The organism is Synechococcus sp. N19 (assembly GCF_900474045.1).
Taxonomy (GTDB): Bacteria; Cyanobacteriota; Cyanobacteriia; order PCC-6307; family Cyanobiaceae; genus Parasynechococcus.
Window position 1 is genome coordinate 82,248 of the sequence record NZ_UCNR01000011.1, and the last position, 25,063, is coordinate 107,310.

At 61.0% G+C, this 25,063-nt stretch carries 24 protein-coding genes; 16 read left to right on the plus strand and 8 right to left on the minus strand.

The window, feature by feature from the left end:
- Positions 1-41 precede the first annotated feature (41 nt).
- The gene (gene dnaK, locus DXY02_RS07725) at positions 42-1,955 is read right to left on the minus strand and encodes a molecular chaperone DnaK (RefSeq protein ID WP_114988798.1); all 1,914 of its coding nucleotides are present in this window, start codon (positions 1,953-1,955) and stop codon (positions 42-44) included.
- 116 nt (positions 1,956-2,071) lie between these two features.
- On the opposite strand from dnaK, the gene DXY02_RS07730 reads away from it, so the two are divergent.
- The 4 genes from DXY02_RS07730 (at position 2,072) to DXY02_RS07745 (ending at position 4,275) form a co-directional block, all read left to right on the plus strand.
- Complete coding sequence (locus DXY02_RS07730) at positions 2,072-2,941, plus strand: shikimate dehydrogenase (protein ID WP_114988888.1); 870 nt, start codon at positions 2,072-2,074, stop codon at positions 2,939-2,941.
- The gene (locus DXY02_RS07735) at positions 2,931-3,443 is read left to right on the plus strand and encodes a Tic20 family protein (RefSeq protein WP_256377311.1); all 513 of its coding nucleotides are present in this window, start codon (positions 2,931-2,933) and stop codon (positions 3,441-3,443) included. Before DXY02_RS07730 ends, DXY02_RS07735 begins: the two co-directional genes overlap by 11 nt.
- Positions 3,444-3,523: 80 nt before the next feature.
- Positions 3,524-3,898, plus strand: a complete 375-nt coding sequence (gene rpsF / locus DXY02_RS07740; protein ID WP_114988800.1) for a 30S ribosomal protein S6 — start codon at positions 3,524-3,526, stop codon at positions 3,896-3,898.
- 41 nt (positions 3,899-3,939) lie between these two features.
- A complete protein-coding gene (locus DXY02_RS07745) occupies positions 3,940-4,275 on the plus strand; it encodes a hypothetical protein (protein WP_114988801.1) in 336 nt (111 codons plus the stop codon).
- On the opposite strand, the gene DXY02_RS07750 is transcribed toward DXY02_RS07745, so the two are convergent.
- Positions 4,267-5,478: an argininosuccinate synthase gene (locus DXY02_RS07750; protein WP_114988802.1), complete on the minus strand. Its 1,212-nt coding sequence runs from the start codon at positions 5,476-5,478 to the stop codon at positions 4,267-4,269. The two genes, DXY02_RS07745 and DXY02_RS07750, sit on opposite strands and share 9 nt — an antisense overlap.
- The gene (locus tag DXY02_RS12525; RefSeq protein WP_170950881.1) at positions 5,478-5,618 is read right to left on the minus strand and encodes a hypothetical protein; all 141 of its coding nucleotides are present in this window, start codon (positions 5,616-5,618) and stop codon (positions 5,478-5,480) included. Before DXY02_RS12525 ends, DXY02_RS07750 begins: the two co-directional genes overlap by 1 nt.
- A 152-nt stretch (positions 5,619-5,770) precedes the next feature.
- On the opposite strand from DXY02_RS12525, the gene DXY02_RS07755 reads away from it, so the two are divergent.
- From DXY02_RS07755 to DXY02_RS12530, 4 genes are all read left to right on the plus strand, one after another.
- A complete protein-coding gene (locus DXY02_RS07755; RefSeq protein WP_114988803.1) occupies positions 5,771-6,040 on the plus strand; it encodes a DUF3134 domain-containing protein in 270 nt (89 codons plus the stop codon).
- A gap of 137 nt (positions 6,041-6,177) precedes the next feature.
- On the plus strand, positions 6,178-7,212 hold the full coding sequence (gene mraY / locus DXY02_RS07760; protein ID WP_244276207.1) for a phospho-N-acetylmuramoyl-pentapeptide-transferase: 1,035 nt from the start codon (positions 6,178-6,180) through the stop codon (positions 7,210-7,212).
- Between the two features lie 306 nt (positions 7,213-7,518).
- Positions 7,519-7,767 carry a hypothetical protein gene (locus DXY02_RS07765; RefSeq protein ID WP_114988805.1) on the plus strand — a complete coding sequence of 83 codons (249 nt, stop codon included), beginning with the start codon at positions 7,519-7,521 and terminating at the stop codon, positions 7,765-7,767.
- A complete protein-coding gene (locus tag DXY02_RS12530; RefSeq protein ID WP_170951322.1) occupies positions 7,767-7,934 on the plus strand; it encodes a hypothetical protein in 168 nt (55 codons plus the stop codon). The genes DXY02_RS07765 and DXY02_RS12530 overlap by 1 nt, the downstream gene beginning before the upstream one ends.
- A gap of 4 nt (positions 7,935-7,938) precedes the next feature.
- Here DXY02_RS12530 and DXY02_RS07770 read toward each other — a convergent pair whose 3' ends face one another.
- Entirely contained in the window at positions 7,939-8,091 is a 153-nt protein-coding gene (locus DXY02_RS07770) for a hypothetical protein (protein ID WP_206749632.1), read from the minus strand.
- 137 nt (positions 8,092-8,228) lie between these two features.
- On the opposite strand from DXY02_RS07770, the gene purT reads away from it, so the two are divergent.
- Positions 8,229-9,407, plus strand: coding sequence for a formate-dependent phosphoribosylglycinamide formyltransferase (purT, locus tag DXY02_RS07775; protein ID WP_114988889.1), 1,179 nt, complete (start codon positions 8,229-8,231; stop codon positions 9,405-9,407).
- Here the strand turns inward: purT and DXY02_RS07780 are convergent.
- Complete coding sequence (locus DXY02_RS07780) at positions 9,393-11,516, minus strand: HAD family hydrolase (RefSeq protein WP_114988806.1); 2,124 nt, start codon at positions 11,514-11,516, stop codon at positions 9,393-9,395. The two genes, purT and DXY02_RS07780, sit on opposite strands and share 15 nt — an antisense overlap.
- Between DXY02_RS07780 and DXY02_RS12840 the strand changes: the two genes are divergently transcribed.
- Entirely contained in the window at positions 11,496-11,645 is a 150-nt protein-coding gene (locus DXY02_RS12840) for a hypothetical protein (protein WP_206749634.1), read from the plus strand. The two genes, DXY02_RS07780 and DXY02_RS12840, sit on opposite strands and share 21 nt — an antisense overlap.
- Positions 11,646-11,736: 91 nt before the next feature.
- Here the strand turns inward: DXY02_RS12840 and DXY02_RS12845 are convergent, their stop codons facing one another.
- The 3 genes from DXY02_RS12845 to recN are packed head-to-tail and all read right to left on the minus strand — an operon-like array spanning position 11,737 to position 16,662.
- Positions 11,737-11,901: a hypothetical protein gene (locus DXY02_RS12845; protein ID WP_244276199.1), complete on the minus strand. Its 165-nt coding sequence runs from the start codon at positions 11,899-11,901 to the stop codon at positions 11,737-11,739.
- A gap of 57 nt (positions 11,902-11,958) precedes the next feature.
- Positions 11,959-14,934, minus strand: a complete 2,976-nt coding sequence (gene uvrA / locus DXY02_RS07790; protein WP_114988807.1) for an excinuclease ABC subunit UvrA — start codon at positions 14,932-14,934, stop codon at positions 11,959-11,961.
- A 45-nt stretch (positions 14,935-14,979) separates the two neighbouring features.
- A complete protein-coding gene (recN, locus tag DXY02_RS07795; protein WP_114988808.1) occupies positions 14,980-16,662 on the minus strand; it encodes a DNA repair protein RecN in 1,683 nt (560 codons plus the stop codon).
- A 77-nt stretch (positions 16,663-16,739) separates the two neighbouring features.
- Here recN and DXY02_RS07800 point away from each other — a divergent pair, with 77 nt between their 5' ends.
- The 6 genes from DXY02_RS07800 (at position 16,740) to purL (ending at position 25,063) form a co-directional block, all read left to right on the plus strand.
- On the plus strand, positions 16,740-18,599 hold the full coding sequence (locus DXY02_RS07800) for an AarF/ABC1/UbiB kinase family protein (protein WP_114988809.1): 1,860 nt from the start codon (positions 16,740-16,742) through the stop codon (positions 18,597-18,599).
- 99 nt (positions 18,600-18,698) lie between these two features.
- The gene (locus DXY02_RS07805; RefSeq protein ID WP_244276200.1) at positions 18,699-19,205 is read left to right on the plus strand and encodes an alpha/beta hydrolase; all 507 of its coding nucleotides are present in this window, start codon (positions 18,699-18,701) and stop codon (positions 19,203-19,205) included.
- 101 nt (positions 19,206-19,306) lie between these two features.
- Positions 19,307-20,365 carry a threonine synthase gene (gene thrC / locus DXY02_RS07810; RefSeq protein ID WP_114988890.1) on the plus strand — a complete coding sequence of 353 codons (1,059 nt, stop codon included), beginning with the start codon at positions 19,307-19,309 and terminating at the stop codon, positions 20,363-20,365.
- A 436-nt stretch (positions 20,366-20,801) separates the two neighbouring features.
- Complete coding sequence (gene dnaN / locus DXY02_RS07815) at positions 20,802-21,959, plus strand: DNA polymerase III subunit beta (protein ID WP_114988811.1); 1,158 nt, start codon at positions 20,802-20,804, stop codon at positions 21,957-21,959.
- Position 21,960: 1 nt separating this feature from the next.
- A complete protein-coding gene (locus DXY02_RS07820) occupies positions 21,961-22,716 on the plus strand; it encodes an RNA methyltransferase (RefSeq protein WP_114988812.1) in 756 nt (251 codons plus the stop codon).
- Positions 22,717-22,756: 40 nt separating this feature from the next.
- Positions 22,757-25,063 carry a phosphoribosylformylglycinamidine synthase subunit PurL gene (gene purL, locus DXY02_RS07825; RefSeq protein WP_114988813.1) on the plus strand — a complete coding sequence of 769 codons (2,307 nt, stop codon included), beginning with the start codon at positions 22,757-22,759 and terminating at the stop codon, positions 25,061-25,063.

A 25,063-nucleotide genomic window follows, 5' to 3' on the forward strand; every position in this document is an offset into this window, starting at 1 on the left:
AAGGGCCCCGCAGGGCCCTAGCGCGTTGGTGAATCAACCGATCACTTGGTCTCGGTGAATTCCGCGTCGATGACGTCATCACTGGCATCGCCACCACCGGCGTTGGCTCCGGCACCGGCGTCAGCACCAGGCGCACCAGCACCAGCTGCAGCCCCTTCCTGCTGATAGACGGATGCGCCCACGGTGTAGAGCTCCTGCTGCAGTTCCTCCAACAGGGTCTTCATCGCGTCGTAGTCGTCCTTCTCGGTGGCTTCCTTGAGCTTGAGGCGCTTCTCCTCCAGCTTCGCCTTGGCGTCGGCATCAACCTTGTCGCCCAGTTCTCCCATCTGCTTTTCAGCCTGGTAGACGAGGGTTTCGGCCTGGTTCTTGAGGTCGATCTTTTCGCGCTTCTCCTTGTCAGCGCTGGCGTTGGCCTCGGCGTCCTTAACCATCTTGTCGACCTCGGAATCCGAGAGAGTCGACGCACCGGTAATCGAGATGGACTGCTCCTTGCCGCTGCCCTTGTCCTTGGCGGTGACGCTGAGGATGCCGTTGGCGTCGATATCGAAGGTCACTTCGATCTGAGGCACGCCCCGGGGAGCCGGGGGAATGCCATCGAGACGGAAGGTTCCAAGCGACTTGTTGTCGGACGCCATCTCGCGCTCACCCTGGAGCACGTGGATTTCCACGTTGGTCTGACCATCCACAGCCGTGGAGTAGGTCTCGGTCTTCTTGGTGGGAACCGTGGTGTTGCGGGTGATCATCTTGGTCATCACACCGCCGAGGGTCTCCACACCCAGGGAGAGGGGCGTGACGTCGAGCAGAAGGATGTCCTTCACCTCGCCGGCCAGCACACCGCCCTGAATGGCAGCACCAACAGCCACCACCTCATCGGGGTTCACCGTCTGGTTGGGGTCTTTGCCGGTGATGCGCTTGACCAGTTCGAGCACGGCCGGAATGCGGGTGGAACCACCCACCATCACGATCTCGTCCAGCTCGCCGGAGGAGAGCTTGGCGTCCTTGAGCGCCTGCTCCACAGGCATGGCGCAGCGGTCGATCAGCTTGGAAGCCAGTTCCTCGAACTTGGCGCGGGTGAGGGTGAGATCCAGGTGCTTGGGACCCTCAGGCGTGGCCGTGATGAACGGCAGGTTGATCTCGCTCTGGGTGGCGTTGGACAGCTCCACCTTGGCTTTTTCAGCGGCTTCGGTGAGGCGCTGCAGGGCCTGCTTGTCCTGACGCAGATCGATGCCTTCGTTGGATTTGAAGGTCTCAGCCAGGTGATCAACGATCACCTTGTCGAAGTCGTCACCGCCGAGGTGCGTGTCACCAGCGGTGGACAACACCTCAAACACGCCGTCGCCAACTTCCAGAACGGACACGTCGAAGGTGCCGCCGCCCAGGTCGAAGACCAGGATGCGCTCGTTGCTCTTCTTGTCGAGGCCGTAGGCCAGAGCCGCAGCGGTGGGCTCGTTGATGATGCGCAGCACCTCAAGGCCAGCGATTTTGCCGGCGTCCTTGGTGGCCTGGCGCTGGGAGTCGTTGAAGTAAGCGGGAACGGTGATTACCGCTTGGCTGACGGTTTCACCGAGATATTTACCGGCGTCCTCGGCCAGCTTGCGCAGCACCTGAGCGGAAACCTCTTCAGGCGCGAATTGCTTGTCGAGAACCGGGCACTTCACCTTCACGTTGGAGCCGGCTTTTTCGACGCCGTAGCTCACCTCTTTTGATTCCTCGTTCACCTCATCAACCCGACGGCCGATGAAACGCTTGACGGAATAGAAGGTGTTATCCGGGTTCATCACCGCCTGACGTTTGGCGATCTGACCCACCAGCTGATCCTGGTTCTTGGTGTAAGCAACCACGGAGGGCGTGGTGCGGAAGCCCTCGGCGTTCGCGATCACGGTGGGCTTGCCGCCCTCCATCACGGAAACACAGCTGTTCGTGGTGCCAAGGTCAATGCCGACAACCTTGCCCATCGGTGCCCACCTCCAGAAATGGTGATTTGAATGGGCTCATCCTCCACAGCAGACCCGGTGACAGGCGAGGTGTGGTTCCCGAACAGGCAGGCTGGTGGAGCGATCCGGCCCTGGCAATGATCAACGGCGACACCAGCCTTGTGGGCCTGCTTGGCAATCCAGTGCGCCACTCGCTTTCGCCGGTGATGCAGAACGCCGCCATCGAAAGCATGGGGCTCAACTGGCGCTACCTGACCCTGCCCTGCACAAGCGAAAACCTTGATCAGGTGTTGAAGGGTCTCAGAGCCGTTGGCTGCCAGGGCCTCAACGTCACCATCCCCCACAAACAAGCCATCGCCGAGCTCTGCGAAGGGCTGAGCCCACTGGCGAAACGGCTCGGTGCCGTCAACACCCTGATTCCGGGAGCGGGCGGTGGCTGGTTCGGCACCAACACCGACGTGGAGGGCTTTCTGGCACCCCTCGGTGCCAACGACGCCTGGGCAGGTCGCCATGCCGTGGTGATCGGCTGCGGCGGATCAGCTCGAGCCGTGGTCGCCGGTCTGCAGACCCTGAACCTCAGCAGCATCACCGTTGTGGGACGGCGAAGCGAGGCACTGCAAGCCTTCATCACTGATCTGCAGCAGGACAAGCCCCCCCTGACGCCCTTTCTTGACAACGCAGGTCAGCTCAACGACGCCATCGCCCGAGCGGCTCTCGTGGTGAACACCACCCCGGTCGGGATGGCCCAGCACGGCGACCCCGAGGCGATGCCACTGGGGGCCGAACTCTGGACAAACCTGAACGGAGAAGCGGTGCTGTACGACCTGATCTACACACCAAGGCCCACCAGCTGGCTCGCCGCTGGGCAACAACGGGGCCACCGCTGCATCGATGGCCTCGAGATGCTGGTGCAGCAGGGCGCTGCCTCGCTGCGGCTGTGGAGTGGACGTGACAACGTTCCCGTCGAGGCGATGCGCAGCGCCGCCACCACTGCTCTTGCGACCTAAGGTCCCAACAATCCCTAGCTCCACCGTGCAGATTCCCCTCTGGCAGCGGCTGCTTGCACCGCTGGTGTACCTGCTCCCCTGGAGTGACGCCATTCCCTTTGGCCTCGGGGCTGACGGTGTGTTCAACCAGATCCCGTTGCTGAGGCTGCTGATCGTTCCTGCAGTACCGCTGATCCAATTGGATCGGGGGGTTCCCTTCGGTGGCCTGCTGCTGTTCTTCGTGCTGTTTCTGGCGGTGGTGCGGAATCCAGCCGTTCCCTACTTCCTGCGCTTCAACACCCTGCAGGCCCTGCTCACCGACATCGTCATCGTTGTGCTGAGCTTCGCGTTTGGGATCCTTCTCAAACCGATTGCCGGAGGCAGCCTGCTGCTGGGCACCCTGTCCAGCACGGTTGTGGTGGCGGTGCTGGCGATCCTTCTGTTCGCCCTGGTGGAGTGCTGGCGCGGTCGCGAACCGGATCTTCCCGGCATCAGCCAAGCCGTACGCATGCAGCTCTACTGAAGCTTCGGGGGCACGCCAGGGGATATGGTGTTAGATCCGTCGCTCACTTCGGTGAGCCTGATGCCCCTTCGGTGCTGCCCATGACGCACGATCCGTATTACGAAACCATGTACATCCTTCGTCCGGACATTCCGGAGGAAGAAGTTGAAAGCCATCTCACCAAGTACCGCGACATGCTCGTGGAAGCTGGTGCCGACGTGCTGGACAACCAGATGCGTGGCAAGCGCCGTCTGGCCTATCCGATTGCGAAGCACAAGGAAGGCATTTACGTGCAACTGAGCCACAACGGCGATGGCCAGCACGTTGCTGTTCTCGAGAAGGCAATGCGCCTCAGTGAGGATGTAATCCGCTATCTGACCGTGAAGCAGGAAGGTCCCCTTCCCGCACCTCGGGTGATGCCGGGCAGCGAAGCTGCTCAACAGCAACAGGCCGAAGCCGCTGCATCAGCTGACTGATCAGCATTGTTGGATTCGTGGGTGGGCGATACCGTCCGCCCATGGATTCGAAACACGACCACCCTCAACCAACCGAACCTGTTTGGAACGAGCGTCATGGCGACGCTGAAGTGATTCGGTTGCTGAAACAGAGAATTTCCGAGATCGAGGCCCACAACGAGCTTCTGGCCGAACTGCCGGACGTCTTTGAACGACGTTTCCAACAGCGGCTTGAGCCGTTGATGGAGCGTTATCAACTGCTGGCTGAACAGGTTGATCAAGACCGGATCGAACGGCCTCAGCCAGCCCTGCCTGGAAGCTCAGAACCGGATAACGTTGTGCGTTTTCCGGGCCTGAGGCTTCTCAACTTCCTGCAGAAGCGGCAGCGCTCAGCTTGAACGGCGCTGGGATGCTGACCAGAGTCGGGTCGGCAGACCCCAGACGTAGATAAAGCCCTCTGCAGCGCGGTGATCGAACTGATCCTCACTGCCGTAAGAAGCCATTTCGGGGACGTACAGGCTGCTGTCGGCTGAACCGCGGCCGGTGACCGTGGCCGTTCCTTTGTGCAGCCGGAGACGAACGACACCATTGACGGTGGTCTGGGTGCGGTCCATGAAGCCGTCCAGAGCATCCTTGAGAGGGCCAAACCAAAGGCCCTGGTAGACGAGATCGGCCCACTGCATTTCCAATTGCCGCTTGCTGCGCAGCACATCGGCGGCCAGGGTCAGGCTTTCCAGTTCCTGGTGGGCCTGGATCAACAGCAAAAGGCCAGGCGTTTCGTAGATCTCCCGGGATTTGATCCCCACCACACGGTTCTCGATCATGTCGAGACGGCCGATGCCATGGGTGCCCGCCAGGCGGTTGGCTTCACGGATCAAGGCCACCGGGTCCAGCTGCTGACCGTTGATCGCCACAGGATTGCCTGCTTCAAAGGCAATCTCGATCTCTTCAGAGGCATCCGGAGCCGCCTCCACCGATCGCGTCATCGCAAACACCTCCTCCGGCGGAGCCACCATCGGGTCTTCAAGGGGTCCGGCTTCAATGCTGCGGCCCAGCAGATTGAGATCGATCGAGTAAGGCGACTTCTTGCTCACCGGTGCGGGCAGACCAAAGCGTTCGCCGTAGGCGATGGTCTCCTCACGGCTCATGCCCCACTCACGGGCTGGGGTGAGCACCTTGAGGTCCGGTGCCAACGCAGCGATGGCCACATCGAAACGCACCTGATCATTGCCCTTGCCTGTGCATCCATGGGCAACAGCATCGGCACCCACTTCCCGGGCCACCTCCACCAGGCGCTTCGCGATCAAAGGCCTCGCCAGGGCCGTGGAGAGGGGGTAACGGCCTTCGTAGAGGGCGTTGGCACGAATCGCCGGAAAAGCGAAATCCTTGATGAAGGGCTCGATCAGATCTCCCACGAGCGACTGACTGGCACCCGCATCCAGCGCTTTCTGACGAATCGGCTCCAGCTCATCGCCCTGGCCGAGATCAGCGGCAAAGGTGATGACATCCTCAACACCCCATTCCTGCTTGAGGTACGGGATGCAGACACTGGTATCAACTCCCCCGGAATAGGCGAGTACCACCTTCTTGGCGCGGCCCATCAATGGGTCTCCTGATCACAATCGTCTGATTCTCTCGTCTCGCCGGCCGCCACCTGTGGAGAAGCCGCAAGCAACCATGCAGCCAACGCCGCAGCCGGAACAAAGACCAGCAGCAGCGCCAGGGTCCAGGAGGTCTGCAACGGTTCAGGCCGCTGCAAACCCCACCAATGCAGACCAGAGCTGATGATCAGGGCCAGACCCCACAGAAGAACGAGCAGCGCAGATTTGTTCAGTAGAGGGTCAAAAACAGCACATGGTCTATCTTGGTTGATTGGCCCGCGTCCCTCCCTGCATGAGTGCTCTGGTTGATTCAAACGCCCTGGACAGCGTCAACCCGTCCCTCACCCGCTACGGGCGCCGCGACCCTGCACCCGTGCTGCCCCTGCGTGAGGAGCCTGACCTTCTGTCCTGGCTGGAAACCAGCGGCCGTCTCGTTGCCGACGAAGAATCCGGTTCACCTGAGGTGAGCACGGTCGAAGAGGAGGAACTCTCCGCGCTCATGGGTGAGAAAGAGGATTACAACAAGGATGACGAGCAAAACGAGGAGCAGTGGGAGGACTGACGTCCCCCAAGCACTGACTGGTCGCCACTGAGCGACTCACCTAGGGTCCCAGCGATCAGTCCAGTGCAGCTTTGCAATCCACGGATTTGAACCACCGTCCTTGGTGGGAGAACGGCTCATTGAGTGCCAGCTTGCTGATGCTGGTGGTCTTGATGACCAGCTTTGCAGCCGACAAGTGGATCACCAATGCGCAACTGAGCCTGCCGCTCTTGATTTCAGCGGTCTGCGCAACAGCGACTGCAGCCTTGGGCATTCCCCTTCTGCGGCGCTTGAAGATGGGGCAGTTCATCCGTGAGGAAGGCCCGAAAGCCCATCAGAGCAAGGCGGGAACGCCAACAATGGGGGGCCTTCTGGTGGTTCCCGTCGGGGTCATTCTCGGGAGCCTGATCACACGGGACGCCGTGGCGTCACAACAACTGCTCTGCTTGGCAGCCCAGACCCTGGCGTTCATGCTGATCGGCGGCATCGATGACTGGAGCAGCCTCACCAAACACACCAATGCTGGCCTGACGGCGCGAGGAAAATTGCTGCTGCAAGCCATGGCAGCCGCAGCCTTTCTGGCCATCGCTGCCTGGCAGGGCTGGATCAGCAGCAGCATTGCCCTGCCCTTTGGCCTTGAACTGCCCTTAGGGCTTCTGATCTGGCCGCTGGGGCTGTTTGTCGTTCTGGCGGAGAGCAACGCCACCAACCTCACCGATGGCCTGGATGGCTTGGCTAGCGGCTGCGGAGCACTGGTGTTTACCGGTCTGGCACTTCAACTGATGCTCCGGGGAGACAACGGAGATCCCGCCTTGGCTGGCTTCTGCATGACCATGGCCGGGGCATGGCTTGGGTTTCTAGTGCACAACCGAAACCCGGCTCGGGCCTTCATGGGCGACACGGGATCCCTGGCTATGGGAGCCGCCCTCAGCGGTGTGGCTCTGTTGTCCAACAGCCTCTGGCCCCTGCTGGTGATGGGAGGCGTCTTCGTCGCGGAATCCCTCTCCGTGATCATCCAGGTTTGGGTGTTCAAGGCCACAAAAGGCCCTGATGGTCAGGGGCGACGCGTGTTCCGCATGGCGCCGCTGCATCACCACTTTGAGCTGGGCGGCACCGATGAACGAAGCGTGGTGCCCGCGTTCTGGCTGGTCACAGCAGGACTTGTCCTCCTCGGACTGGTGCTGCGTCCCTAAGCGCCGATCGTTTGATCCAATCCCGAGGACCATCATTGAAGTGAGCTGAAGGATGCAGTTGCTTCAGATCGACAACGAAATTGAACTTGGTTGCGTAGCGCAGAAAGTCAATACCTTCTTAAAAATGGCCCTGATACAGAAAAGAATGACCGACATTTTCAAGCTTTTTGAGTGACAACATCACTGTTTCTCTTTGAATGGAGGCCTAAACGGCATAGCCGGTACTCACAGGATTTTTGAGATCCAAAACGAACGCTTTCCACCGCTCACATCCCTTAAAGTCATGTTTTGAGGCGGCAAGGCAGGATGACCTATTTCACCTGGCGTGAATCCGGTCTCACCGCTGACTGCTCAAGCCTCGAAGCGATGGCTGCCCGCTTTGAGGAGTCGGCCAGTTTGATGCGGCGCATGTCAAGCGAAGGGTTCCAAATGGAGCGCCATGGAACGGAGCAGCGCATCACGCATCCCGATCCCACCGTGTTTGAAGCCTGGGGTTTCGTCAGCGAAGCATCACCGGTTCGCCAACTCACGCTGATCCCCGATCTTCAGAACTGATGGACAACCTGCTTGCCAAAACCGCTGAGCTGCTCGCCAGCGCCGCTGCAGATCCTGATCGGGTTCTGCGGTGGGTGCTGATCTATTTCGGTGTGTCGTCGCTTGGATTCATGGGCGTGTGGCTGATCGGCGAAGTGCGCCGTCAGAGCAGCACCGATTCGAATTGAGCCCTCAGCGGCTCGCTTCCACCGAGCAACGAACAGCAGCAGGCAGCAAGGCCAGTGCCTCCGCATCACTGAGCCAGGGGGCAACCGGTGAAATCGAATCCGCAGGCCTGGCCTGAACAGACTCGAGCTGGAGACAGGCTCCAGCAAGAACCGCCAACAACGTCGCCCGAAGCACTGGACTCAATCAAGAACGCATCCTTGACCTAGCGGGAGATCAGGCGCTGCACCCCAGGCTGCGGAAAGTCTCAGGACTTGCGTTGATTGATGATGCAGGCAGGCCATTCAAGGATCACCATGCCGTCGTTTCCACGCACCGTGATGCTGCTGGGCAGCGGGGAGCTGGGCAAGGAGGTGGCCATTGCTGCCCAACGGCTTGGCTGCCGGGTGATCGCCTGCGATCGCTATGCCGCTGCCCCGGCCATGCAGGTGGCTGACGTGGCCGAAGTGCTGCCGATGACCGATGCCGATGCCTTGCTGGAGGTGGTCAGGCGCCACCAACCCAACGTGGTGATCCCGGAGATCGAAGCACTCGCCGTGCATGCCCTTGCGGAACTTGAACAAGAGGGAATCACCGTGATTCCTACAGCCCGCGCGACGGCCGTCACGATGAACCGAGACCGCATCCGCGACCTGGCGGCCGGCGAACTCGGTCTCCGCACCGCCCGCTTCGCCTATGCCTCCAGTGCTGAAGAACTCACAGCAGTGGCGGAACCATTGGGCTGGCCCGTCGTGGTGAAACCGGTGATGAGTTCCTCCGGCAAAGGCCAGAGCGTGGTGACCTGTGCAGACGATCTGCCCAAGGCCTGGGAGGCCGCCATGGCCGGTGCACGGGGCACCTCAACCCAGGTGATCGTGGAGGAATTTCTTCATTTCGATCTGGAGATCACCCTGCTCACCATCCGTCAGCGCAATGGCGAAACACTGTTCTGTGCGCCGATCGGCCACGAACAGGAAGGAGGGGACTATCAATGCAGCTGGCAGCCCGCTCAACTCAGCGACCAACAACTGCGTCAGGCCCAGGCCATGGCCAAAACCGTCACCGACAACCTGGGCGGTGCCGGTCTCTTCGGGGTGGAATTTTTCCTCTGTGGCGATGAGGTGATTTTTTCTGAACTGTCGCCCCGGCCGCACGACACTGGCCTGGTGACCCTGATCAGCCAGAACCTGAGCGAGTTCGAACTGCACCTGCGCGCTGTTCTCAGTCTGCCGATCCCCACCATCACGGCAGCTGATGCGGCGGCCAGCCGAGTGATCCTGGCCCAAACGAACATGGACTCCGTGGCTTTTGAAGGAGTCGAACAAGCGCTCACGGAAGCTGACACTCAAGTGCTGCTGTTCGGCAAGCCCACAGCCCGCCCCGGTCGCCGCATGGGTGTGGCCCTGGCAAGGGGAGGAGATCGGAAGGAAGCACAAGCAAAGGCCGACAGGGCAGCCGCCTGTGTGACCGTGATTCCAGGATCAACGGCTGCCTGAAAACCGGTAGTGAGTTAAGCCATCCAGCACGGCTCCAACACTGGGGCGTTTCGAGACGTACACCCGCTGCTGGATCCGTTGGCCCAACAGGCAGGGATCGTGATCCGCAGGAACCACGGTGGCGGGCAAACCATCTAGCAACTCTCCATCCCCCTGCTGACTGGCCACCACCAGAACCTGCTGCAGGGGGAGCTGCCAGGACTGGGCCAGAAAACGGATGGCCTCACTGCGGGACGCGCGCTGGGGAAGAACATCCAGGAACCAATGGCAACGGAGCTGAGGTTCCGCCTGCAGACCATGGCGGCGCAGGCACTGACGGGCCAAACCAATCAGGCCGCGGTTGGAAGCACGCAACAGGTAGCTGACTTTGAAGGGACTCTGATGATCCGGATCCTGAAGCTGAAGGTGTTCCTGGAGTTGACCCATCGCTGAGAGAACAGCCTCACGATCCCAGGCTTGGCTGATGCGCTTCGCCCACACGGGATCTTCCACGCGATCCGAGCTGTGGTGAATCTCGGTTCCAGCCCGGCAGATCCAGGCCTTGGGTTCGGGAAGATGCAACTCCTGGTAGCGCTGACGCGCCTGATCCAGCGACCGCCCCGTGAGAATCACCAAACCTGTCGACGCAGCGAGGGGTGCGGCCTGAAGCCGATCGCGCAGATGCGCCAGGGAGCGTTCCTCCGGCAGCTCCAAGCAGCTGTCGAGATCCAGCGCCAACAGCCTGGAGACGGGGCTGGGCCGCCGCACCACCGACATTCCACGCACAGGTGACACGCGAACTTTCTGCTGCATCAGGGCGAGGTACTGACACACATGGGCATCCCAGCTGAAGTGCCGACTGATGGCCTCAACCCCGTTGTCACTCCAACGGCGCCAACGGGAGCGATCACTGCCGGCCAATTCCAGGGCCTCCTGAAGTGCCCCGGGATCGGTGACGTCCGCCAGAAGACCGTTGTCGCAACGGTGTTGGATGTCCCGTGGACCACCATCGTCGGTGGCCACCATCGGCAAACCACAGGCCGCGGCCTCCAGAAGGGTGAGTCCGAAGGGTTCGGTCAACGCAGGGTTCACAAACAACCCCCCACGACGCGCCGCCCAGCGATAAAGGGCAGGAATCTGGGCACGGCTGTGTTGTTTGGGATAGGCCACCTGGCCATAGAGATCAAAGCGATCCACCAGATCGAACACCTGCTGGAGCACATCGCGCTGCTGCTTCTCGAGCTCACGCGGGTCATCCCGACAGCCCAGCACAAGCACCAAGTTGTGACGCTGCCGCAGCACCGGCGACTGACCAAAGGCTTCGACCAGAGCGGGAATGTTCTTGCGCCGCACCGCACGGGAAATCGCCAGCAGGGGCGGACGATCCGGCTCCCTGAGGAAAGGCTGCAACAGGCTTTGCAACGCGGAGCATTCCTGCGATGAACCGTGGGGATGAAACCGGGAAGCATCAACGCCAGGGGGCACCACCGCCGCCTGATCCGCCTGAAAGTGGCCGTAGCGGCAGTACTGCTGATCCGCCTCTTGACGGGTGCTGGTGATCACCAGATCCGCCTGGGCGAGGGCACGCTCTTCGGCGTCAATGCGCCGGCTGATGGCATAGGTCTGCTCAAGTTGAGAGCGATCCAAGCCACCAGCCAAGAGACGACGCTGTTTCTCCCGGCCGAGGGAATGACCCGTAAAAACAAGCGGAATCCCCAACCGCTGACTGACCAAAGCACCCACCAGGCCGGCATCGGCGTAATGGGCATGAATCCAATCCACCCTCTGGCCGGGCTGACTCAGATGTTCCACCAGCTGATCAGCCAGCTCCTCGAGATGGGGCCAAAGCAACTCCTTGCGCAGATACCGCTTCGGACCGAAGGGGAAGCGCAGGATGCGGGCCCCTGGAGCAATGGCTTCGACCCGTTGGCTGTAATCGAGATCGACCCGACGGTCCTGAATCAGCCGGGTGACCACATCAACCTGCTCAACCTCCGCCCGCTGCGCCAGGCTGCGCACGAGCTCCAGCACGTACAACGTCTGGCCACCGGTATCAGCGTCCCGCCCCAGTTCGAGCTCATGGGAACGAAACAGACCGTGAAGGTGCAGATGCAACAACCGGATCCCCATTCGCTCCACTCACAAACAACAACGGGACGCAGATTCGGTGCCGTTGTTTTTTCTTTAGAGGCGGAAGAAGGGGTAAAAAATGAAAAAAACCTTAGAAGACCTGCTAATCAAACCGAGCAAGAAAGCTGAGTTGTGTTGTCGTGCAATGGATCTGAGCCCTAGGGACAACAGTCAAAGGCTCGGCTTGTTGTAACAAGCCAGCAACGTCAGAGGCGGGCGCTTACATCAACAAGCTACCCCGCTCGTCACCCCAACCACCCCCAGAGAGGCTGACGGCGCCATCCACCTCGAGCTGCTCGTTGATCCAGCCAAGGATGACCGGCCCAACCTGTGCTGGGGACGGCTCACCGCGAAAACTGCGAAGGCTGAAGTGGTCTGCCCCCACCAAGGGCCAGTGACATGCCAAACGCCAGAGCCGCCAGGTGGGTGCGAAGTCGGGCCATCAAGCCGCCAGGGAAACGGGTAGTTCTGGTGGATGCTGCTCCAAAACTCGAGCCAGGTAGCGGCCGGTGTGACTGGTGGGGTGCTGGGCGACCTCTTCTGGAGTGCCGGTGACCAGGATCTCGCCACCCTTGTCACCGCCCTCAGGGCCGAGATCAATAATCCAGTCGCTGCAACGGATCACGTCAAGATTGTGCTCGATGCAAATGATCGAGTTTCCCTTGTCCACCAACCGCTGCATCACATCCATCAGCTTGTGCACGTCGTAGAAGCTGAGGCCGGTCGTGGGCTCATCAATCAGATAAAGCGTCTTACCGGTGGCCCGTCTTGACAGCTCCGTCGCCAGCTTCACCCGCTGGGCCTCACCCCCCGAGAGGGTTGGTGCGGGCTGGCCGAGCTTCACGTACCCCAGCCCCACATCCACCAAGGTGCGCAAGCGATCTGCCGCCTGAGGAATCGCATCAAACACCTCAGCGGCTTGCTCCACCGTCATTTGCAGCACATCCGCGATGGTGTGGCCCTTGTATTTCACCTGCAGGGTTTCGCGGTTGAAGCGGGCGCCCTTGCAGACGTCGCACTGGACGTACACATCCGGCAGGAAGTTCATCTCAATCACGTTCACGCCCTGACCACGGCAAGCCTCACAGCGGCCACCCTTCACGTTGAAGCTGAACTGACCCACCTGGTAACCGCGAGCCTTGGCCTCCACCGTGGCGGCGAACACCTGACGGATCGGATCAAAGGCACCGGTGTAGGTGGCTGGATTGGAGCGGGGCGTGCGTCCAATCGGGCTCTGGTCGATCACGATCACCTTGTCGATCGATTTCAACCCACGCAGCTCCCCCAGACCCTGCGGAAAAGGCACCTTCAGACCCAGGCCGTTCTCCAGGGCGGGATGCAGGAGCTCATTCACCAGGGTGCTCTTGCCGCTGCCGCTCACCCCGGTAACGGACACCAAACGGCCTAAGGGGAACTCAACCGAAACGTTCTTGAGGTTGTTGCGGTTGCAATCGATCAACTTGAGTGAGCGCGAACCGCTCTGGCGGCGTTCGGCCGGCGTTGGAATCGAGCGACGGCCACTCAGGTAGGCGCCGGTGAGGGATTCGCTACTGGCCACAAGGTCATCGAAACTTCCCTCCGCAACGATGTGGCCCCCATGGACGCCGGCACCAGGGCCGATGTCCACCACGTGATCGGCAGCACGGATGGTGTCTTCATCGTGTTCCACCACCACCAGGGTGTTTCCGAGATCCCGGAGCCGCACCAAGGTGTTCAGGAGACGGTCGTTATCCCGCTGATGCAAACCGATGCTTGGCTCATCCAGCACGTACAGCACCCCGGTGAGACCAGCACCGATCTGGGTCGCCAGGCGGATGCGCTGAGCTTCACCGCCGGAGAGCGTCATCGCCGGTCGATCCAGGCTCAGGTAGTCCAGACCAACATCGAGCAGGAATTTCAAACGCAGGCGGATTTCCCTGAGCACCAGATCACCGATCTGGATCTGACGGGCATTCAGCAAGGGCTCTGAGCCCTCATAGGCGCCCACACCCATCAGTTTTTCGATCCGTTCCAGGGTCTGACCAACGCTGACGGCCGTGAGTTCTGGAATCCGGTACGGCCCCACCTTCACCGCCAGGGCTTCGGGACGAAGCCGCTGACCGGCACAGCTGGCACAGGGCACCAACTCCAGATATTTCTCCAGCTTCTGGCGCTGCGACTCGCCGCTGGCATCACGGAGCTGCCGCTCGAGAATCGGAAGAATGCCTTCGAAAGGTCGGGTGTATCCGCCTTTGCCCTTGCGGTAACGGCTGTCGGCCTGGATCAGAATCGGTTCGCGGCTTCCATTGAGCAGCACATCCCGCTGCTCATCGCTGAGTTGATCCCAGGGGCTCTTGATCTCAAAGCCAAAGGCTTCCCCTACCGAGAACAGCAGTGAGAAGTAGTAGCTGTTGTCCTTCTCTGCCCAAGGCGCCACAGCGGCATACACCGGCTGACTGGGATCCGGAATGACCCGGTCACAGGTGAACTTGCGCAGATGGCCGATGCCATGGCAGTCCTCACAGGCGCCGTAAGGGCTGTTGAACGAAAACAGTCGCGGTGACAGCTCCTCCATCACAGCGCCGTGAACGGGGCAGGCGAAGTTTTCGGAGTAGAGACGCTCCCGCTCAATGCCGTCGGGAAGCTCCTCCCCTTTCTTGGGCACCACCTCCACCAAGGCCAGACCATCGCCGCGTTTGAGAGCCGTGCGCAGCGAATCGGTCAGCCGTTCCTGGATCCCCTCGCGGGCCACAAGACGATCCACCACCACTTCGATGTTGTGGCTGTGGTTCTTGTCGAGCTCGATGTTGTCGGCCAGCTCGCGCACCTCGCCGTCGATGCGCACCCGGGCGAAACCTTCTGCTGCCAAACCGCTGATCAATTTGGTGTGGGTGCCCTTCTTGCCGCGCACCACCGGCGCCAACAGCTGATAACGGGTTCCTTCCGGCAGCAGAAGAATCTGATCGACCATTTCGTCGATGCTCTGGGGCCGGATCGAGCGTTCACATTGCGGGCAATGGGGCTCACCGGCGCGGCCGAACAGCAGACGGAGATAGTCCTGAATCTCCGTGACCGTGCCCACCGTGGAGCGCGGGTTGTGGCTGGTGGATTTCTGATCAATCGAAATCGCCGGAGACAGGCCTTCGATGGCATCAACATCGGGCTTGTCCACCTGCCCCAGAAACTGGCGGGCATAGGCCGAAAGACTTTCGACGTAGCGGCGCTGTCCCTCGGCAAAGATCGTGTCGAAAGCAAGTGAACTCTTGCCGCTGCCACTCACTCCGGTGAAGACCACCAGTTTGTTGCGGGGAATGGTGACGTCGACGTTCTTGAGGTTGTGCTGGCGAGCGCCACGCACGCGGATCACATCTTCAAGACTTCCGCCCGAAAGGTTCACGGGGGCCTTCTGACCGGTGCTCTTGGCAGCAGCTCGCGCCATCAGGACCCGTTGGAAAGCTCAAGAGTTTAGGAAGAACCGAAGCCTTCAAGCTGTTCGCTGGTCCAGCAGGCTCGCTGCATAGGCATCGGCCTGATCGCCACCAGCGAGGTCTGCCAGCTCCTGGCGGCGTTCCTGAGTGTCCCGCAGTCGGGACACTCGCGAATGGGTGATGCCGTCTTCAACATGCTTGCTAACCCGGAAATGGTGATCGGCCACTGCCGCCACGAGCGGTTGGTGGGTGACGCAGAACACCTGACGCTGACGGGCCAGGGTCTGAAGCAGATCGGCCATCGCTCCACTGACGCGTCCACTGACCCCGGCATCAATCTCATCGAAAAGAAGCGTGCTGGAGCCATCCACTGCGGCGAGGGTGGTCTTGAGTGCGAGCAGAAAACGGGACATCTCACCGCCGGAGGCCACCTCGGTTAGCGGTGCCATCGGTTGACCGGGATTGGCGGAGAACAGGAATTGAACAGCGTCCGCCCCATGCTCAGCCGGATCACAGGGGGTGAGATCCACCTTGAAGCGCACGTTGGCCAGGCCCATGGGTGGCAACAGCTTCAGCAACGAGGCCTCTAAGGCCTCCGCCGCCTTAAACCGCTCGCGACGCAGGGCCGCATTGGCCTGATCACGCGTCTGGCGACGGACGGTTTCGGCCTGTTGCAGGCGGACGAGATCCGCCGCGAAGCCTTCCGATCCCAAACGATGAAGCAGCTCGTCGCGCCGCTGAATCAAACCGGCCAGGTCAAGGCCGTAACGGCGCTGCAGCCGTTTTAAAACCGACAGACGGTCCTGAATCCGCTCCAGCTGGTCTGGATCGCTCTCGAGCGCCAGACCGTATTGATCGAGGGAGCGCAACAAACCGTCCACACCTGCTTCGAGATCCAGCGCCTGATCACGCAGGGGCTCAAGCGAACCATCCAGCTGCACCATGGCCTGCAGCTCCTGGATGCACGCCGCGAAATGTTCCTGCAGGGAAGGCGCCTGATCCACACCGTCGCGGAGACGCCCAAACAGCAAGGCCAAACCCTCCAGCAGCCTCACGCCATGGACGAGGCGGTCTTGATCCTGTTCCAGCCGCTGCTGCTCGTCGGGGTCGTCGAGATCGGCAGCTTGCAGCTGCTCCAACTGCTCTTCCTGTTCAGCCTGCTCCTGTTCGGAGCGCTGCTGCTCCTGCTCAAGTGCCGTCAGGGCATCTGCGGCCTGGCGCCATTCGGTCCAGGCATCAGCCACCTGAACTTTGACCTCAGCCAATGCCGATCCACCGAGACGGTCAAGCCAGAGCCGTTGCTGCCCCGCCCGCGACAACAACTGGGTCTGTCCCTGAACCGTGAGATCAATCAACAGCGGCCTCAGCTCAAGCAACTGCTGACGGTTCACCATGCTGCCATTCAGCCGACAGCGACTGGAATAACGATCACCCTCCTGCCGTTTCCATTCCCGGCTGATCAGAAGCTCTTCCTCGGGATCAAACTCCGCCGCAATCAACCACTGCTCGAGGGCTGGGTTGAGTTGAAACGCAGCCTCGATCCTGGCGCGATCCGAACCCGTCCGCAGCAGACGAACGCCGCTGGAACCCTGCGCTCCACCCAGCACCGCATCGAGGGCATCGAGAAGGATCGATTTACCGGCGCCGGTCTCACCGGTGAGCACTGTGAAACCCGAGCTGAACTCCAGTTCAAGACTCTCAATCAGAGCGATGTTCTGCAGCAGCAGACCGGTGAGCACGTCCAGCCCTGTGATGATGCCGACCGTAGCGGCAGCTCGGTTCGTTTAGAAGGGGTGTCGGACATCCCTATGAATTGATGGCGCAGGAGCTCGGGGATTTCATCGAAGCCGCTGGGTTGCTTGAGTACGACCCCGCCGCCATCACACGTATTTATGCCGGCCATCCCCAGCGGCTGATCCGCCGGCTCTGGCAAACCCTCGTACCCATCGGCCTGTTGCTGCTGGGCGTCGCCTTCGACTGGATCTTCCAGTTGCTGAAGGATGAGGAACGGGCCCGGGCTCGAGCTCGCGAATGCGCTGAACTTCTCGTGGATCTTGGTCCCGCCTTCATCAAGGCCGGCCAGGCGCTCTCCACACGACCAGACATCGTCCCCCCGCTGCTGCTGGAAGAACTGGCCCAACTGCAGGACCAACTGCCCGGCTTCGACAGCGGCCTGGCCATGGCCTGCATCGAGGAAGACCTGGGCGCACCGGTGGATGACATTTTCGAGCAGCTGGACCGGGAACCGATCTCAGCCGCTTCGTTAGGTCAGGTGCACAAGGGAACCCTCAATGGTGGCGCAAGGGTGGCGGTGAAGGTGCAGCGCCCGGGGCTGCGCGAACAGATCACCCTGGATCTGTACATCGTGCGCAACATCGCCGCCTGGTTGAACAGCAACATCGGATTGATCCGCAGCGACCTCGTTGCCCTGATCGATGAACTGGGGCGACGGGTGTTCGAAGAGATGGATTACCTCAACGAGGCCTCAAACGCTGAGACCTTCGCTGAGCTGCATCAACACAACCCTCGCATCGCTGTTCCGACGATTTATCGCAACGCCACCAGTCGCCGGGTGCTGACGATGGAGTGGATCGACGGCGTCAAGCTCACCAACCTTGATGCGGTTCGCGAGCTCGGGGTGGACCCGGACGACATGGTGGAAGTGGGCGTGAACTGCAGCCTTCAACAGTTGCTTGAGCATGGCTTCTTCCATGCCGACCCCCACCCCGGCAATCTCCTGGCTCTGGAGGACGGTCGCCTCTGTTATCTCGACTTCGGGATGATGAGCGAAGTGAGTCGCGAGTCACGCACCGGCTTGATTCAGGCCGTGGTTCATCTGGTGAACCGGAACTTCGGGAAGCTCTCCAAAGACTTCGTCACCCTGGGGTTCCTGGCGGAAGACGTGAACCTTGAACCGATTGTTCCCGCCTTTGAAAAGGTGTTCAGCCAGGCCTTGGAAGCCGGCGTCAACCGCATGGATTTCAAAGCGGTCACCGACGACATGTCCGGTGTGATGTACAAATTCCCCTTCCGGGTGCCGCCTTATTACGCCCTGATCATTCGATCACTGGTCACCCTGGAAGGCATCGCCCTCAGTGTTGATCCGAACTTCAAGATCCTCGGTGCTGCCTACCCCTACTTCGCCAGGCGGCTGATGGAGGATCCCGATCCCCAGTTGCGTCAGAGCCTTAAGGAGATGCTGTTCGATGGGGACGCGTTCCGTTGGACCCGTCTGGAAAATCTGGTCTCCAGTGCTGCAAGCCAGGCCCAGCTGGATCTGGAGGCCTTGCTCGATCAACTGCTCGACTTCCTGTTCTCACCCAAGGCAGGACTGCTTCGGGATCAACTGGTGACCGCGACGGTTGATCGTCTGGATGCTCTGGGTTGGTCGACGATGCAACGCCTGGGTCGACGCCTCCCCAAACGACTGCAACCCTCCGCCTTTACCCAAACACCTCCCGGGCTCTCCGATCCACTGATGCAACTGGAGCCGGTGCGGGAGTTGATCCAGGTGTTGCAATCGTTGCCGGGATTCACCCCTGAGCTTCTGCTGCGTCGAATGCCAAGGGTGCTCAATGAACCAGACACCCGGCGCATGGGCCTCAAGGTGGCTCAGGGGCTGGCCGAACGGGGAGTTGTCCGCCTGGTGAGGGTCGCTGCTGGAGTTCCGGCCTAACTTCCGGCCAACACCTTCAGCGTGATGCGCCCCAAGCCCTTCACCCGTTCCTCTCTGCTGGCCATGACAGCAGGGATTGGGCTGAGTTTGAGCTGCGTCATGCAACCCCTGCATGCCGCCACGGAGGTCGCCCTGGTGAGTGGTGCCTTCCGCCGCTCCATTCCTGTGAAAGAAATCGAACACCTCGCCGAAACCGGTGATGCCACTGGTCTGCTGGAGGATCTGCTGGAGCTCTCCGGGCAGGACCCCAACGAAGTGGCGCAGATGCTCAACAAGAGCCTCGAGCTTCCCCTGGTGCTCACAAGCCGTCTGATCAACACACGGATCGGTGAAGCCATCCTGCGTCGTGTCGCACGCATCATTCATCCGATCTACACACCGGAACCTGAGGTGAGTGTTCCGGCGATCCGCGCCGGAGTGATCAGTGGATTGCAAAGCGAAGATGGCCTCACGGCAGTGAGCTTTTTGAAGAGCTACCCCAATGCCGTCATGGCGGTGAATCTTCCGGCTCTGTTTGGAGTGATCGAAAAAGCGGAATCCATCGCCGGTCTGGTGCAGTTTTTCTCCGACTCCCCCTTGGACGGATTGAAAGAAGCGCAACCCTGACCAAGCCCTGAACGGACGCCGCCTAGATTCCGGCAATCCCCCCATCCCAGCCGGTGTCCCTGTTTCAGAACCTCCGTCGGCGTTTCACTGCCACCCCTGTGATGCAGGACTGGCCTGGACTGATTGAGGCCTATCGCAGCTGGCTGCCCGTCAGCGATGCGACGCCCGTTATCAGCCTGCGTGAAGGCGCCACCCCTCTGATCCCCGTGCCATCGGTTGCGGAACAGATCGGCAAGGGCGTGAAGGTGTTCGTGAAATACGACGGCCTGAACCCCACAGGGTCTTTCAAGGACCGGGGCATGACCATGGCCATCAGCAAAGCCAAGGAAGCCGGTTGTGAAGCGGTGATTTGTGCCAGCACGGGCAACACCAGTGCTGCGGCTGCGGCCTATGCCAGGCGGGGTGGGATGCGGGCCTTCGTCTTGATCCCGGATGGCTATGTCGCCCAGGGAAAACTGGCTCAGGCGTTGGTGTACGGCGCTGAGGTGTTGGCGATCCGCGGCAACTTCGACCGCGCCCTCGACATCGTTCGCGAAGCGGCAAAGAAGTATCCCGTCACCCTCGTGAACTCGGTGAATCCCTACCGGCTGCAGGGCCAGAAAACGGCGGCCTTCGAAATCGTGGATGCCCTCGGTGATGCACCCGACTGGCTGTGCATTCCCATGGGCAACGCCGGAAACATCACCGCCTATTGGATGGGTTTCCAGGAATATCAACAGGCCGGCAGGAGCCGCAGCCTGCCCCGAATGATGGGATTCCAGGCCAGCGGATCCGCCCCTCTGGTGAACAACACCACGGTGACGGACCCCGAAACCATCGCCACCGCCATTCGCATTGGCAACCCGGTCAACCGAGCCAAGGCCCTGGCAGCTCGCGAAGCCAGCAATGGCGCGTTCCTGGATGTGACCGACGCGGAGATCATCTCGGCCTACAAGCTGCTTGGCGGCCAGGAGGGAATCTTCTGTGAACCCGCCAGCGCTGCCTCTGTGGCAGGCCTGCTCAAGCGCAAAGATGAAGTGCCAGCCGGCGCCACGGTGGTCTGCGTTCTGACCGGCAACGGCCTCAAGGATCCCGACTGCGCCATCAGCAACAACGACGCCGCCTTCCACACCAACCTCAATCCTGATCTGGACACCGTCGCCAGTGTGATGGGCTTCTGACACACCGCCTTGCATCAACGCACTGCTGCCCCCGTCAGGGGGCTTTTTTGTGGCCGTAAGACAAAACCAACCGACAAAGCGGCTGCGGAAGACACCCGAAAACCACCCCAACACGCTGTGGAAAACAGCCGAGAACTATCCACCGGTTTGTCGCGCGAGTTTTCCACCCGCTGTGAAGAGGTGGAAAACGAAGCCTTACTCCCCATCCTGTGAAAAATTCTCCTCAGTTCTGGCTCATCGAGAACTGTTGTGAGCACTGAGTTCTGAGCTTCTTTCCCCCTTTTCCCCAGGCCCTACAACTGCTGTTTTTGTTTTTTATTTTTTAAATCCATAACAACCAAACAGCCGAACAGAGGCACCCGAACCGTTGGCCATTGCACTTCCCCTCAGCCTGTGAAACCGTGGGACACCTCAGCGCGCTCAGGTCTTCAGGACGATGAAGGTGGTCTGTTCACAGTCCGAACTGAATAGCGCTCTGCAATTGGTGAGCCGTGCAGTCGCTACACGCCCCACGCACCCGGTTTTGGCCAATGTTTTGCTCACCGCCGATGCCGGCAGCAACCGCCTCAGCCTGACCGGTTTTGACCTGAGCCTGGGAATTCAGACGTCCCTCGCCGCGAGTGTGGAAACCAGCGGGGCCATCACACTGCCGGCCCGGCTGCTGGGAGAGATCGTGTCGCGCTTGTCCAGCGATTCTCCGGTCACCCTCGCCGTAGACGATTCCGGTGAGCAGGTTCAGCTCACCAGCCTCAGCGGTAGCTATCAGATGCGCGGCATGAGCGCTGACGACTATCCCGATCTTCCGATGGTGGAGAGCGGCATGACGCTCAAGCTGCAACCTGAACGGTTGGTGCAGGCCCTCAAAGGCACTCTGTTTGCCAGCAGTGCTGATGAAGCGAAGCAACTGCTCACCGGCGTGCATCTCAAATTCAACCAGCGAGCTCTGGAAGCGGCTGCCACCGATGGTCACCGCCTTGCCGTGCTCAATGTTGAAGATGCCCTGCAGGATGCGGCCGTGACCGATGCGGTGGACGACGAGGGGTTCGCCGTGACTCTTCCATCGCGCTCCCTTCGGGAGGTGGAGCGGCTGATGGCGTCCTGGCGGTCCGATGAACCGGTCAGTTTGTTCTGTGATCGCGGCCAGGTGGTGTTTCTTGCGGCCGATCAAATGGTCACCAGCCGCACCTTGGAAGGCACCTATCCCAATTACGGCCAGCTGATCCCCGATGGTTTCACCCGCACCTTTGGAATGGACCGTCGCGCCCTGATCGCTGCTTTGGAGCGGATTGCTGTTCTCGCTGATCAACACAACAACGTTGTGAAATTCAGCAGTCAGCCCGAGGACGGTGTTGTCCAGATCAGTGCCGATGCGCAGGATGTGGGCAGTGGCTCTGAATCGCTTCCCTCCAACTTGGAGGGTGACGCCATGCAGATCGCCTTCAATGTTCGCTATCTGCTGGATGGCCTGAAAGCCATGGGCTCTGATCGGATTGTTCTGCACTGCAACGCGCCCACCACGCCGGCTGTGCTCCGTTCCGAGGACGCGTCCGAAGCCTTCACCTATCTGGTGATGCCTGTTCAGATTCGTTCCTGATGTGTCGCTACCGGATCAGCTGCTCCTCAGTGATCTTCTGAGTCATACGGTTCGTTGTGATCTGGGTCTGGATCACGGGCCTGGGGTCATGGCCTGGATGCATCCGCCAGTGCATCGTCTTCTGGGCTGGGTCAGCCGTCCATCAGCCCTGCGCATGTCACGGGATGTCTGGCGTTTGAACCAGTGTTGTGGTTTGAGCGATCAACAGGTGTTTGTCCGTGGCGAGCCGGCGGTCACCGATCAGGTGACTCTGGAGCGCTTGCCCACGCTGATGGATGCAGCCTTGCTGGATCGTGACGGTGAGCGGATCGGCAGCGTTGTGGACCTTGATTTTCGACCTGCCGATGGCGCGATTCTTCACTACCTGATCGCCCGCAGCGACCCGCGGTTGCCGGGGAGTTCCCGATGGCGTTTGGCTCCCGATCGCATCCTTGATCAACAACCGGGCCAGATCCAAACCGGCCTGATGGGATTGGACGATCTGCCCATGGCCCGCGCCAGCGTTCGGCACGATCTGCTCCAACGCACCCAACACTGGCGGGACCAGTTGCGTTCCATGGGTGATCGGGCCAGCGATCGCCTGGAGGGTTGGTTGGACGACTCGCCCATCGAAGAGCTGCGATCGGAAAGCGTGCGCTTCAGATCCGACGACGAGGATGAACCAAGAGAGGTGTCTGGACCTGAAGTCTGGGACGACGAAAGCTGGGATGAGCCTCCCTCTCGCCGCCGCTGCGAGGACGAAGATCCCTGGGTCTGACGGGCGGTCGGCAACACTGGGAGGAGGTGCTCCGCGATTCGTGGTTTCCTCCCCTGCGTACGACATAGCTGCAGCCCTGAAGCAGGAAGGGCTCAAGCCCAGTGACTGGGATGAGATCTGTCGGCGTCTCGGCCGCGAGCCGAATCGAGCCGAACTGGGCATGTTCGGCGTGATGTGGTCCGAACACTGCTGTTATCGCAATTCCCGGCCTCTGCTGAGTGGTTTCCCCACGGAGGGACCATGCATCCTTGTTGGACCCGGCGAAAACGCTGGTGTGGTGGATCTCGGTGGGGGCCACCGGTTGGCCTTCAAGATCGAAAGCCACAACCACCCTTCCGCCGTCGAACCCTTTCAGGGGGCGGCCACAGGGGTGGGCGGCATCCTGCGTGACATCTTCACGATGGGGGCCCGTCCGATCGCGCTGCTGAACGCTCTGCGCTTCGGCCCACTTGAGGATCCCGCCAACGTTGGCCTGATGGAAGGCGTTGTGGCCGGCATTGCCCATTACGGCAACTGCGTTGGGGTGCCGACGGTGGGTGGCGAGGTGGCTTTTGATCCTTCCTATTCCGGCAATCCGCTGGTGAATGCCATGGCCCTTGGCCTGATGGAGACCGAGGAGATCGTCAAATCCGGTGCGATCGGCGTCGGCAATCCTGTGGTGTACGTGGGCAGCACCACCGGTCGGGACGGTATGGGGGGAGCCAGCTTTGCCAGTGCTGAGCTCAGTGCCGATTCCCTCGATGATCGCCCCGCCGTGCAAGTGGGCGATCCGTTTTTGGAGAAAGGGCTGATCGAAGCCTGCCTTGAGGCCTTCGCCAGTGGTGATGTGGTGGCTGCTCAGGACATGGGCGCCGCTGGTCTCACCTGCAGCTGTTCGGAAATGGCTGCCAAAGGGGGCCTGGGGGTGGAACTGGATCTGGACCGTGTTCCGGCCCGTGAAACCGGGATGACGGCTTACGAGTTCCTGTTGTCGGAATCCCAGGAACGGATGTTGTTCGTGGTGAAGGCCGGCCGGGAGGACGCCTTGATGCAGCGCTTCCGTCGCTGGGGACTGCAGGCGGCGGTTGTGGGCAAGGTGCTCCAGGAACCGATTGTGCGGGTGTTGCATCACGGTGCTGTCGCCGCTGAGGTGCCGGCCACGGCTCTTGCCGATGACACCCCAATCGAAAAACATGCTCTGTTGCAGGAGCCCCCGGCCGACCTTCAGGCGCTCTGGAGTTGGACCGAGCAGGAGCTTCCGGAGCTGAGCGATGCAGCGACAGCCCTGCTTCAGCTTCTGGATGACCCCACCATTGCGAGTAAGCAGTGGGTTCACCGTCAGTACGACCAGCAGGTGCTGGCCAACACGGTGGTCTCTTCTGGAGCCGCTGATGCCGCCGTGGTGCGGTTGAGACCTCAGCAAGGCGATGGATCCATGGCCGCATCCAATCGTGGTGTTGCTGCCACGGTGGATTGCCCAAACCGTTGGGTTGCCCTGGATCCCGAACGCGGCGCTCAGGCGGCCGTTGCCGAAGCGGCACGCAACCTGAGCTGTGTCGGGGCGGAGCCCCTAGCGGTGACCGACAACCTCAATTTCCCGTCACCGGAAACACCCAAGGGCTTCTGGCAGCTGGCCATGGCCTGCCGCGGGATCTCCGATGCCTGCCGTGCCCTCAACACCCCCGTCACTGGAGGCAATGTCTCGCTCTACAACGAGACCAAACAGGACGACGGAACGATGCAGCCGATCCACCCCACGCCGGTGATCGGCATGGTTGGTGGTGTGGATGACATCAGCCGTGTGACTGGCTTGGCCTGGCAACAGCCCGGCGATGCGATCTTCCTCATTGGTGTTCCCCCGGAGGATGGTGCCGATCCCAGCCTTGGTTTGGCCGGTAGTGCCTATCAGCAGCAGACCCTTGGCTCCTTGGCCGGACGACCGCCCAAGCCCGATCTTGCCCTCGAAGCAGCGGTGGGGCATTTGGTGCGTGAGGCCATTGCTCAAGGTTTGTTGGCCTCCGCCCACGATTGCAGTGATGGCGGCTTGGCCGTGGCGTTGGCCGAATCCTGCATCGCCTCCGATCTGGGCATCAGCGTGACCTTGTCCACAGGCTCAGCGCGCTTGGAGCGGGTTCTGTTCGCCGAAGGTGGCAGCCGGGTGATTGTGTCGGTGAATGCAGCATCCTTCCCTGCATGGGAGCAGTTGATCGGATCCAAGCCAGCGCTTTGCGTCACCCAGCTGGGCAGCGTGACTGCGGAGCCTCGATTGGTGATCCGATCCGAATCAGCCGTTCAGCTTGATCTTGAGGTGCAACGCTGTGCTGCTGTTTTCCGTGATGCGTTGCCCCGACGGATTCATTCGGAGTGA